The sequence below is a fragment of the Kineococcus sp. NBC_00420 genome (assembly GCF_036021035.1).
GTDB lineage: Bacteria > Actinomycetota > Actinomycetes > Actinomycetales > Kineococcaceae > Kineococcus.
In genome coordinates, this window is record NZ_CP107930.1 from 3,770,133 (window position 1) to 3,781,881 (window position 11,749).

Genomic DNA, 11,749 nt, shown 5'->3' on the forward strand with positions numbered 1-11,749 from the left:
GTTCTCGTCGTGGGGTCCTACTTCCCCAGGGTGCTCGCCAGGGTCCTGGCGAACGTCGCGCCGGGACGCCCGAGACCCGTCACGGGGTCCCAGCCCTTCGCGAGTCCGAGGGTGGAGTCCCGGCCCCAGGTGCGGACGGTGTACGACGTCCCGCCGCTGGGGTCCAGTCCGTTGACGTAGTTCGCGCGGACCACGCCCTTGACCGTGGAGGCCTGGACGTCGGTGTAGGCGCCGCGGGCGATCGAGTACAACGCGGGGTTCGCGAGTCCGGCCCGCTTGCCCTTGCGCTGCACGGCTTCCGCGATGGCGCCCGCCGCCAGCGGCGAGGCCAGGCTCGTCCCGCCGATGCGGTACTCGCCGTAGCGGACCCCGTCCGGGAAGGTCTGGGTCTGGCCCACGAGCATCCCCGTCTGCGGGTCCGCGACGCTGGCGATGTCCGGCACGGCGCGCCCGGTGGGGGCCGTGTTCGGCACGGTGCCCGCCTGCCAGGCGGGCCGCGGGAAGAGGGTGGAGTACCCGCCGCCGGCGCCGTAGAGGAACCCGCCGTCGACCCAGTCGGTGCCCTTGTCGTTCAGGGCGTAGACGCCGGTTCCCCAGCCGGTCTCGGCGACGACGTTGCGCACGCCGTTGCCGAGGCCCGTCGAGGTCCCGCCGACGGAGGTGACGTAGGGGTCGCTGGTCGGGTAGTCGACCTGCTTGGTGCCGGTCGAGGCGATCTCGTCGCCGTTGTCACCGGAGCTGAAGAGGAACGTCTGTCCCTGCAACGCGCCCTGCAGGAAGATCTGCTCGTAGGCGAAGACGTCGTCCGCGCCGGTGTCGGTCTCCAGACCGCCCCAGGAGTTCGTGACGACGTCGGCGCGGTTCTCGTCCACGACGGCCGCGAGGGCGTCGATGAGCCCACCGGCGCAGTTCGAGGCCGCGTAGTAGCGGATGCGGGCCGCGGGACGCATGGCGTGCACGGCCTGCACGTCGAGGGTCTGCTCACCCGTCCAGCCCGAGGCGTCGCACGCCTCCTGGTCGGTGAACTTCCCGGCGCTCCAGGTGGAGTACTGGTTGCGGGCGAGGGTGGGCCAGCCGTAGGCGCTGGAGTAGGTGTTCGTGTCCGCCACGATCGTCGAGGAGTTGTACGCGTCGACGACTCCGACGGTGACACCGCCACCGGAGGTTCCGGTGTCCCCGCCGAGCCCGTTGAACAACTGCGGGGCGGTGTACCCGCAGAGGGCGTAGGACGGCGTCTGCCCGTGGAAGGCGGGCAGGGGGGTCTTGTAGTCCGCCTGGTACTTCGCCAGGAGGCCGCCGTAGAACTGGCTGCACGGTCGGCCGACGACCGAGGCGGCCGGCGGTGCGACGACCGGCTGGGCGACCCCGGCGGCGGACGCGGCGGCCGCGGTGCGGTTCGCGGTGGTGTCCGCGGCCGTGGTGCCCCCGGTCTCGGCGATCCGCTGCGACGTCATGCGTTGCACGCTGGTGTCGAGGCCGCTGATGGTCATCACGTCGGCCGCCACGTCGGTCGGCAGCGACGCGGCGGTGGTGGGAGCCACGACGTCCGCGCCGTCGTGGGTGAAGGAGGCCAGCGTGACGCCGAAGGCCCGCTGGAGCTGTTGCCGGGTTCCGGTGGCAGCCACGTAGCGTCGGCTCGCCTCGACGGAGTCGACGTGCAGACCGGCGGAGGCCAGGTAGTTCGAGACCGTCGTGGCGGCGGCCTCGGTCGGGCCGAAGGCGGCGGCGTACTGCGCTCCGTCGAGGTAGTGCCCGTAGGTGGGGGAGCCGGGCGTTGAGACGCCGGCGACCGCGGCCTGCAGAGCGCTCAGCCCACCGCGCGGCGCGAGGTAGACGCGGACGGACTGCGGGGTGTCGACCGGGGCCGAACGGAGGGCGAGGCGTGCGGCGGTACCGCTCGGCAGCCACCGCGGCAGCGTGCCCGCGATCGTCGTGGTCCGGGCCGGGGCGGCGTGGGCCGCACCGCCGGTCGCGACGAGGGCGGTGGCACCGACAGCGGCGGTGAGGAGCCTGAATGAGAGTCGTGCGGAAGAATGCTGGGAATTGCTTGAACGCGGCATTCGTGGTCCTTTCCACGGGGTGGTGCCGCGAACATAGACCTCCGCAAAACCCCCGTGGAAGCACCCCCCCGACTCGGTGTCACGAGTCGTCACAGGAAGGGTTGGTGGTCGCCCCGAGCGTCGCCTCACGGCGAGTGGCCGCTCGTAGCGGCAGGGTTGAGGCCCGGGGACACGTACCGGGGCGACCAGCCATCACAACCATCGGCTGCCACCGCCCATTCCTGGAGGGGTGCACCCGTCACGACCTGCCGTCCTGCCCGACCCGTCCGGGCATCCGAACCGCTACCGCTCCCGCTGGGCCCAGCACGATCTCCTCGCCCAGGACGTCCCCTCCGACGTCGTCCAGGTGCGCCAGGACCTGGTGTCGTCGGGGACCAGCCGGGCGCTGGCTCGGCCGGCCACGGTGATGGTGACCTCCTCGCCCGCTTCGACGCGGCGGACCAGGTCGGAGGCGTGCTGGCGCAGTTCGCCGAGGCCGACGACGGGCATGAGGGCGAGGCAGCGCTTGTGCCACCAGAGGTTCCGGTCCGCGCGACGCTGGATGACGGAGCGGTCGACAGTGCCAGGCCCGCCCCGGGCTACGTCTCGGGCAGCTGGTACCGGGCTCGGCGCTGCTGGCCCCACGCGAAGGCCGTCTCGCAGATCCAGTCCTCCAAGCGGTCGCCCAGGTGAGCGGCGATCTGCGCAGCACTGGTGGGGACCTCGACGTCGCAGGGGTCCGCTACCCACCACGGCGACAGCAGCAGCTCCTCGTGCCGCTGGTCGGGGACGTCGAGGCGCACCCACACGTCCCCCTCACGACCGTCCACACCCCAGTGCACGCTCAGGTGCTCGAGCTCCTCGGTCGTCAGGACGCTGGTCACCACCGGTTCGACGACCCGCCGGCGCAGCCGGGCCAGTCGCTCGTCGTCGGCGTCGGTGACCGGCCCTGGTCGCGGTGCCCGCTCACCGGGGAGCGCAGTGGTGTTCACCTGGGTCCGCGCGGACGGGTGAGCACGGGGGCGGTAGCGGCGGTGTCCTTCCACGGGTTCAGGGTGCCTGACGGCCGAAGCCCGCGAAGGCGTGTTGGGTCCGGGGCCTCGCGGTGCAGGTGCCCGCGCACGGCGGGACGACCGTGACGTCGGTGATCGCGGCGAAGGACGTCCCAGGAGGGGGCGCGCGGCCATGATGGTGCGGTGAGCTCACCAAGCAGAACCATCCTGCCGCTGCGCCTGCGCGACCTGGTCGTCGACGCCGGCAACCCGTACCTGCAGATCATGCGGTTCGCGGCGGTGGCCGGTCTGGTGGCCGCCCTCCTGCTGCTGGTCTCGGGGATGACGACGGGCAGCACACCCCTGCTGGTCCTGGCGGTGGTGGCGTTCCTGTGGACGGCGATGGTGCAGGTGGGGTGGTGGGTCGTCGCCGCGTTGGTGTGGGAGCGGACTCAGGACTGACCCTCCCCGGCCGAGTCATGGCCGATGAGTGCGTCCTGACGCCGGCGCAGCACCGCCACGACCGCACCGGGGACTGGAGCAGGGGCAGGGTCGAGCCATGGCGGGCAGCTCATCACCTGCGCAGCGACTGCCCCCTCGGCCAGGTCAGCCACTGATGATCTGCGCGGCGCTGGGCCCGTGACGCTGACCGGAGAAGAAGCTCATCGTCGTCCCCCTCTCTGTCAGCCTGGAGGAAGAGCACGCCGAACGCGACGTGCACCCCTCAGACCGCCTCGACGTGTTGATCCAGGCCGGCGTCTTCTCCCGCACCGCGGACGTTGCCGATCCCGCCAACGGGGCCGAGGGGACCATCTGGTGTCTCACGCCGTCCACCGGTGGGGGTCAGCCAGTGGTGGTGGTCAGCTGGAGATGCTGACTCGGAGGGGCAACGCTGCATGGCAGCGCCCGCAACGAATGCCGGGAGCCACGTCGGCGACCAGGCTTGGATGCGGTCATCCGGCCATCTGAGGACAGCCACGGCGGGTCTGCGACGGCACGGTCATCCCGCGGTGCGCGTGACGTTGCCCCACGGCGTAGGACGGTCTCAGTCCGGCTCGGCGGGCTCATCGACATCTCGTCGACGCTCCTGTCCGGTGTCGAAGAACCGGTCCAGGTAGGCCGTCGGAGGAAGATCGCTCGTCCGCATCAAGCTGAACACCTCCGCCCCGTCCACCGGCTCGTCGAACAGCGCGTAGGCCTGGACGAGCCCCAGGTACTCCGTCACCCGATCCGGCGGCCAGGTCGTCTCGCTCGCGTATGTCTGCGCCTCCGCCTCAGCCCTCTCGATGGCGCGGTCCATGTCGGCTTACCGCCACAACGTCACACGCTCCTCGTAGACGACCTCAGCACCGTGGTGCTCGGCCTGGCTGCGGAAGATGCAGCGGACCGCGACCCACCCGGAGCTCTCCATCCGGGCAGCGTCTCAGGGAGGTCCACGGGTTTCGGTGACTTCACGGTCATCCCGGTGCGCGCGGTCACCCGAGCCGGCGACGTCCGGTCGTGGCGATGGCCACGCGATCGCACCGCACCGTCCCGCAGGTCCGAAGTGGGGTGCTGCACGCAGGACAGTGCTCCACGACGACTCGTGCGACCGGCACGACCTGGGCTCAGCTTCCAGCGACCACCGCGGAGACAGACCCCTACGCTGTCGTGAAGGTTCATCACAGGCGGTGAGGGAGGCGGGCAGTGGGGCCCTGGCCGCTGTTCATCGCGCAGATCCTGCTGTACTCCGCGTTCCCCTTCGCCTTCGCGCTCTTCCGCAAGCCCCTGCGCCTGCTGCTGTCGTACACCTACATCGCCGTGGTGCTCGTCTTCGGGGGCTTCATGGGCTCCATCTACGCGCTTCCGCTCGCCGACGGTCTGGTCGTGTCGGCCGGCAGCATCCTGTACGGGGCGCTGGTGCTCGCCAGCCTGCTCGCCGTCGTCACCGCCCGCGACAGCCACGTGGTGCGCAACATCATCAAGATCGTGATCGCGGTCAACGTCATCAAGGTCGGGGTCCTGGCGGTCACCGCGGCCGCACTGCGCAACACCGCCGTGGTCAACCGCTTCGACACCTCACCCGACGTCTTCGACGTGTCCCTGCTCGTCGTGGCTCTCGGCGGCATCCTCATCATCACCGAGCTGGTCCTGCTGCTCATGACGTTCGAGGCCTTGAAGACGCGCGTGCGCAGCGGCCTCACGTTGGCCCTCGCGTGTGTCGTCTTCTACATCGCGGTGCTCTGCCTCGACGGTGTCCTGTTCCCGATCCTCGCAGCGCCGACCTCACCTGACCTCTCGCCGGCGATCAGCGCCGGCCTGAAGTCGAAGCTCGTGATCGCCGTCGCGTTCAGCGGGCCGCTCCTGCTGTACCTGCTCGTCTTCCGGCGCGACATGGCCGCCTACCGCGAGGTACCGCTCCGGCTGCAAGAGCTGTTCCTCGCGCCGCGGACCGACCTCGTGGAGGAGCTGGAGCGGCAGAGCGAGGTCATCGCCCAGAGCGCCGAGCGCTACCGCCAGCTCGTCGAGTCGACCGCCGACGCGGTGACGTCCATGACCGTCGACGGCGTGATCACCGGTTGGAACCGGGCCGCGGCAGAGCTCTACGGCCACCCCACCGAGGGCGCCACGGGCCGCCCGGTCACCGATCTCGTGCCCGCGGACCGCGCCGAGGAGGTCCTGGGCATCCTCGCCGCCGTCGCCCGCGACGGAGTCGTGCTGTCGTCGGAGTGGACCGCGCAGCGACCGGACGGGTCCACCGTCGACGTCGCCCTGACCATCTCGCCCGTCCTCGACCCCCAGGGGCAGGTGGTCGCCGTGTCGACGATCGGTCGCGACGTCAGTGAGCGCCGCCGGTTCCAGCAGAGGCTCGAACACCAGGCGCTGCACGACTCCCTGACGGGGCTGCCCAACCGAGCGCTGCTGCTCGATCGCCTCCAGCGCCTGGAACACACCTCGCGGGAGGGGGCAGCGCTCGAACCCGCCGTCGCTGTGCTGTTCGTCGACCTCGACCAGTTCAAGATGGTGAACGACGCCTCGGGCCACCACGCCGGCGACGTGCTGCTCGTCCAGGTGGCCCGGCGGCTGTCGCAGGTGGTGTCCTCCGGCGACACCGTCGCCCGCTTCGGTGGTGACGAGTTCGTGGTCCTGTGCACCGACACCGGCATCGACCAGGCGCTCACCCTCGCCCGCGCCGTGCTCGCCGTGCTGTCCGAGCCGTTCGAGGTCGTGGGTCGTCGCTCGTACGTGTCCGCTTCGGTGGGGGTGGCGGTGGCGGCGCCGAGCCGCAGCAGCGACCTCATCCGGCAGGCCGACGTCGCGATGTACGAGGCCAAGGTGCGTGGCCGCGGGCGCGTGCAGCTCTTCGACGACAGCCTGGACGCCCACACGCAGGGGCGGCTCGCGCTGGCGGGCGACCTCCGGGACGCCCTCACCGCCGGTGACCTCGCCTTGCACTACCAGCCCGTCGTCGACCTGCGCACCGGGACGGTGCGAGGCGTCGAAGCCCTCATCCGCTGGACTCACCGCGAGCGCGGCACGGTCCCGCCCAACGTCTTCATCCCCTTGGCCGAGGACACCGGCCTCATCACCGCCATAGACCAGTGGGCGCTCGTGCGCGGCTGCCGAGACGGTGCACGTCTGCTGTCGACGGGCGTTCTCCCTGCCGGCGCCCACATCGCCGTCAACCTCTCGGCGCACGACATCGCCGACTCCGCGGTCGAGCTGACGATCGACTCGGCCATCCGCGCCGCCGGCCCTGCGATGACGCACCGCAACCTCATGGTGGAGGTCACCGAGACGGTCGTGATCCGCGACCTCGCGCACTCGAGGCGCGTCCTGAACGCCATCCGCGCGCTGGGCTGCGACATCGCCATCGACGACTTCGGGACCGGGCACTCGTCCCTGACCTACCTGCGTCTCTTCCCCGCCCAGCACGTGAAGATCGACCGCAGCTTCATCCAGGGCATCGCCGAGAACCCCCAGGACCTGGCCATCGTGAGGTCGGTGGTGCAGCTGGCCCACGCCATCGGCCTGAAGACCATCGCCGAAGGGGTCGAGACCCAGGAGCAGTGCACCCTGCTGACGCGCCTGGGATGCGACGCAGCGCAGGGTTACCTGTGGAGCCCAGCCCTCCCCATCGACCAGCTCTGCACTCTGGTGAAAGATCTCCCAGAAGGCCACTTCACCACGGTCGTTGCGAAGTGACCGCTGAAGCAGTCCCAGGCGATGAGGTCCTGACGATCCATGGCCTTCCGCGCTGCCGTCACCGCCGTCCGAGCGCGGCTGGTGCGTCCCGCGTTCTGCAGAGTCCGACATCTGGAGACTGTGGCCGCTTGCAGACCTGCTCTCACACACCGAAGGCGACGGCCGACACGTGGTGCAGGAGGTAGCCGAAGCAGCGCGGTACAGGCCTGCGCTGCGCGCGGCGTCGAACGCCGTCGTCCTGCCGCCACAGGTCAGGGCCCACTGCGCGAGCTCGGCGTGCCGGTGCGGCTGCTGCCCCCGTCGACAGCCCGCACCGGAGCCGAGGCTCATCGACCCGGACAGTCAGCGCCGCACGGCCGTCCCGCGGTGCGCTCGGCGCACGCTCATCCCGCGGTGCGCGCGAAGCGCACGGTCATCCCGTGTTGTGCGCGGTCACCCCGGCGTTGGCGACCGGATCTGTCGATGTCCGCACTGGCGTCCAGCACGCTGACGTGCTCGTGCCCATCAGGTCAGTCCGGCTCTCCGAACGGCTGCGGCATCCAGGTGACGCGGCGGTTCCTTGCCCCAGCCGGCCGACAGCCTGTGCCACCGTGCGCGGGTGAACAGCCCGCACGACGAGGCTCCCGACCTCACAGGTCTACAGCCTCGCTACACCTGGACCACCGGTCGCGGTGTCCGGGCACTGCTCTTCGGCAGCATCAGCGTCCAAGCGCTCCTAGCCGTGACCCGGCTCATCGGCGATCCAGACACCTTCGACGTCGTCTTGGCGATCATTCAGCTGCTGTTCTTCATCGTCTTCCTCGGCGCCTACTTTGTCTGGACCCCCTCGACCACCCTCACCGTCGACGGCGTCCGCCTGCGGAACGGCTTCCCCAAGACCCGGGTCGTCTCGTGGGCGCAGGTGCGCGACGTGCAGGTGCAGGGCCGCCGGCAGGACGTCAGCCAGCTGCTGCTCAGCGACGGTCGCAGCGAGCGTCTGATCGGCATGCCCGTCGACGACGCTCAGCGTTTGGCTGATGCCTTGGCTGCCCGGACGGCGCGCTGATCAGAACGTCTGGGTCGTGGGAGCCGTCAGGCTGCCAGTCCGACCAACCATCCGCTCATACCGCAATGTGTGCGCTGTCGCTGGTGGCCGACGACCTCTCCTGCCGATCTGCGTGAACTTCAGCGCACTGTCGAGGTGAGCTGCGCTGTGATCCCCTGACTCGGTTCAGCTGACCCTGTGGTCCCCACCGCCACCTCCCAGCCCGCTCCGCAACGCGCCGAACACCTCATCCAGACGCGCACGGTGGTCCGCACCCACCGCCTCCACCGACTCACCCGCCAGCCGGCGACGGGCGTTGCCCACCAGCACGGTGGAGTAGCCGGCGACGACGAGGGCGGCGAACAGCGTCGCGTTCCCCGCGAACCCCTCATCACGCTCCAACTCCTCGACGAGGGTGTCCTGCAGGTCCGCGGCGATCTCACGGGCCCGGGCGATCAACGCGGGCGAGGACGCCACCGTCCGGAAGAAGGGCGCGGACCGCTCGTCCAAGCCGGCGAGGACGTGGCGGGCCGCGAGCAGTCCGAGGCTCACCTCGTGCAGGGAGGTCAGCACGTCGGTCCCCGAGGCCCGTTCGCGCACCGCGGTGCGCAGGAGCTCGACCGCGTCGTCGGCACGGTCGAGGTAGAGGTCCTCCTTGCGCGGGAAGTGCTTGAACACCGTGACGCTGGAGACCCCCGCCTCTCGGGCGACCTCAGCGACGGTCACCGCGTCGAAACCGCGTTCGGCGAAGAGCCGGGCAGCGACCTCGGCGATCCTGGCGCGGGTCTGCGGCCCGCCGCGCTCACCTGTTCGGGGCATCACGGCCTCACTCTCTTGTGTGACTCTGCTTAGTCAGTTAACTTAGTTGATGTGACCATCCCCCAGACTGCCATCCGCAGTGAGCCCCGCCCCGCGCCCCGCTCGCTGCGCGAGGCGTGGATCGCCCTCGCCGGTCTCTCCGCCGTCTTCCTCTTCGAGATGCTCGACAACTCCATCCTCAACGTCGCCCTCCCCACGATCGGGCGCGACCTGCACGCCACGACGAGCTCGCTGCAGTGGATCGGCGGGGCCTACTCCGTCCTCTTCGGCGGCGCCATGCTGCTCTTCGGAGCCATCGCCGACCGGTTCGGGCGACGCCGGGTGATGCTCACCGGACTGGTCCTGCTCGCCGCGGCGAGCCTGGCCACCGCGTTCGTCTCGACCACCGGTGAGCTGATCGCCGTGCGGGCGGTGATGGGCGTGGCCGCGGCCATGACCACGCCCGGCTCGATGGCCCTGGCCTTCCGGCTCTTCTCCACCGACGACCTGCGCGTGCGGGCCCTCACCGTCATCTCCACCGCCGGCCTGGTCGGACTCGCCGTGGGCCCCACGGCAGGTGGTCTCGTCCTGACCGTCGCACCCTGGCAGGTGTTGCTGCTGGCCAACGTCCCCATCGCCGTGCTCGCCCTCGTCGGCATCCGCCTCGGTGTCGCCGCCGACACCGGCGCGGGTGTCGGCGCGGGTGTCGGCGCGGGTGTCGGCGGGGACCTGCACACGGACCCGATCGACGTCGCCGGCGCTGTGCTGGGCACCGCGACGATCGTCGCGGCCCTGCTCACCCCCACCCTCTTCGTCGCCGACGGCACTCGCTCGTGGGTGCCGTGGGTGGCCACCGCCCTGACGGTCCTGGCCGCGACCGCCTTCGTCCTGCGTGAACGGACCGCCGCTCACCCGCTGCTGGACCTGGCCCTGATCGCCCGCCCGCTCGTCGCCAGCGGACTGGCCTACAAGGCCGCCGCCGGCCTCGCCGTCGCCGGCTCGAACTACCTGGTGACGCTGCAGTTGCAGTTCGCCTGGGGCTGGCCTCCCACGGCCGCGGCGCTGGGGATGCTGCCCCAGGTCGCGGTGCTGCTGGCCGGTGGCCGCTTCGTCGGACCCTTCGTCGCCCGCGTCGGACTCGAGCGAGCCGCCTGGCTCAGCGCCACCGCCGTCGTCGCCGGCCTGGCCGTCTTCGCCCTCGCCGGCAGCTACGGCTACCCCGTCGTCGTCGCCGCCCTCGTGCTCGTGGCCGCCGGGATGCGCGTGGTCGGGGTCGTGGCCGGCAACAACGTCCTGCGCGGTCTACCCGCCGATCGGACCTCCGTCGGCGCGGCCCTGGTCGACACCTCCAGCGAACTCGCCACCGGCATCGGCATCGCCGCCACGGGCACGATCCTCGCCGCGCTGTTCACCGGTTCCCTCACCGCACCGACCTGGAGCACGACCCAGGTCGGGCAGTTCCAGCAGGCCCTCGAGATCGCCGGGCTCACCCTCACTCTCGCCGCTGCCGCCCTGGTCGCCCTCGGCGTCCACCGCTCCCGACGCGGCGCCGACAAGACCTCCACCACCCCCTCCGAAGAGAAGAGCGTCCAGTCGTGACCGCACCCAGCGCCCACCCGCCGTTCGACCCGGAGCTGGCGGTCTTCCTCACCGCGGTGCAGGCTCGCGGCCCGTTCACCCTCACCACCGAGATGCTTCCCCGGATGCGGGCTCTGGAGATCAGCCAGGACCAGCTCGACGCGGACCTGCGAGCCAAGGGCCTGGAGCGGCGCAGCGTCACCGTCCCCGGCCACCTCGGCGAACCCATCGACCTCGCGATCGTCCAGCGCGCCGGGCGCACCGGAACCGCCCCGTGCTTCTACGCCATCCACGGCGGCGGCATGATGTTCGGTCACCACCTCGGCAACCTCGACTCCTACGACGACTGGCTGCTCACCCACGACGTCGTCCTGATCAGCGTCGACTACCGCCTCGCCCCCGAACACCCCGACCCCTACCCCGTCGAGGACTGCTACGCCGGACTCGCCTGGACCGCAGCCCACGCCGAGGAGCTGGGGATCGACCCCGACCGCATCGTGCTCGTCGGGCAGAGCGCCGGCGGCGGCCTCGCTGCGGGAACCGCCCTGCTGGCCCGCGACCGCGGCGGCCCCGCGGTCCTGGCCCAGGTCCTGATCTCCCCGATGCTCGACGACAGCGACTCCACCGTCTCCACCCACCAGATCGACGGCGTCGGCGTCGCCGACCGCGCGATGACCCGCTTCGGGTGGAACGCCTACCTCGGAGAGCGCCGCGGCGGGAACGACGTGTCCGTCTACGCCGCCCCCGCCCGAGCCGACGACCTGTCCGGCCTGCCCCCGGCCTACCTCGACTGCGGCAGCGCAGAGGTGTTCCGCGACGAGACGGTCGCCTACGCGAGCACGTTGTGGGCCGCGGGGGTCCAGGCCGAGCTGCACGTCTGGCCCGGCGCCTTCCACGGCTTCACCAGCATGCAGCCGCGTGCCGCGTTGTCCCGGACCGCGGTTGCGGCACTGGCCACCTGGACCACCCGGCTCCTCGAACGCTGACGACGCCCGAGAACCTCACGGTCATCCCGCGAAGTGCGTGTCTGGCGAAGAGCGAGCGATGTGCTGGTGGCGAGCTGGCCGATGGTGATGGGTGGCATAGCCGTCAGCCCGCGGCGCTGCCACGGGGCTACTCGACGCCCAGGCTCA

10 protein-coding genes are annotated in these 11,749 nt (G+C 71.1%); 5 read left to right on the forward strand and 5 right to left on the reverse strand.

The genetic code is table 11. The annotated features are described in order from the left end of the window. Nucleotides 1-17: 17 nt before the first annotated feature. From OG218_RS18645 to OG218_RS18655, 3 genes are all read right to left on the reverse strand, one after another. Nucleotides 18-2,060, reverse strand: coding sequence for a S53 family peptidase (locus OG218_RS18645; protein ID WP_328294715.1), 2,043 nt, complete (start codon nt 2,058-2,060; stop codon nt 18-20). Between the two features lie 282 nt (nt 2,061-2,342). Beyond that, nucleotides 2,343-2,549, reverse strand: coding sequence for a type II toxin-antitoxin system Phd/YefM family antitoxin (locus tag OG218_RS18650; protein ID WP_328294716.1), 207 nt, complete (start codon nt 2,547-2,549; stop codon nt 2,343-2,345). 89 nt (nt 2,550-2,638) lie between these two features. Further along, entirely contained in the window at nt 2,639-3,085 is a 447-nt protein-coding gene (locus OG218_RS18655) for a hypothetical protein (RefSeq protein ID WP_328294717.1), read from the reverse strand. A 150-nt stretch (nt 3,086-3,235) separates the two neighbouring features. Here OG218_RS18655 and OG218_RS18660 point away from each other — a divergent pair, with 150 nt between their 5' ends. Further along, nucleotides 3,236-3,493 (forward strand): hypothetical protein, encoded by a 258-nt coding sequence (locus tag OG218_RS18660; protein WP_328294718.1) that lies wholly within the window; start codon nt 3,236-3,238, stop codon nt 3,491-3,493. A gap of 583 nt (nt 3,494-4,076) precedes the next feature. Here the strand turns inward: OG218_RS18660 and OG218_RS18665 are convergent. Continuing rightward, nucleotides 4,077-4,331, reverse strand: a complete 255-nt coding sequence (locus OG218_RS18665; protein WP_328294719.1) for a hypothetical protein — start codon at nt 4,329-4,331, stop codon at nt 4,077-4,079. Nucleotides 4,332-4,717: 386 nt separating this feature from the next. Here OG218_RS18665 and OG218_RS18670 point away from each other — a divergent pair, with 386 nt between their 5' ends. Both OG218_RS18670 and OG218_RS18675 read left to right on the forward strand, forming a co-directional pair. Continuing rightward, nucleotides 4,718-7,216 (forward strand): putative bifunctional diguanylate cyclase/phosphodiesterase, encoded by a 2,499-nt coding sequence (locus OG218_RS18670; RefSeq protein WP_328294720.1) that lies wholly within the window; start codon nt 4,718-4,720, stop codon nt 7,214-7,216. 598 nt (nt 7,217-7,814) lie between these two features. After that, entirely contained in the window at nt 7,815-8,261 is a 447-nt protein-coding gene (locus OG218_RS18675) for a PH domain-containing protein (protein ID WP_328294721.1), read from the forward strand. A gap of 165 nt (nt 8,262-8,426) precedes the next feature. Here the strand turns inward: OG218_RS18675 and OG218_RS18680 are convergent, their stop codons facing one another. After that, nucleotides 8,427-9,059 (reverse strand): TetR/AcrR family transcriptional regulator, encoded by a 633-nt coding sequence (locus OG218_RS18680; protein ID WP_328296265.1) that lies wholly within the window; start codon nt 9,057-9,059, stop codon nt 8,427-8,429. A 159-nt stretch (nt 9,060-9,218) separates the two neighbouring features. Between OG218_RS18680 and OG218_RS18685 the strand changes: the two genes are divergently transcribed. Next, nucleotides 9,219-10,637, forward strand: coding sequence for an MFS transporter (locus OG218_RS18685; protein ID WP_442906528.1), 1,419 nt, complete (start codon nt 9,219-9,221; stop codon nt 10,635-10,637). Further along, the gene (locus OG218_RS18690) at nt 10,634-11,602 is read left to right on the forward strand and encodes an alpha/beta hydrolase (RefSeq protein ID WP_328294723.1); all 969 of its coding nucleotides are present in this window, start codon (nt 10,634-10,636) and stop codon (nt 11,600-11,602) included. The genes OG218_RS18685 and OG218_RS18690 overlap by 4 nt, the downstream gene beginning before the upstream one ends. Nucleotides 11,603-11,749 lie beyond the last annotated feature (147 nt).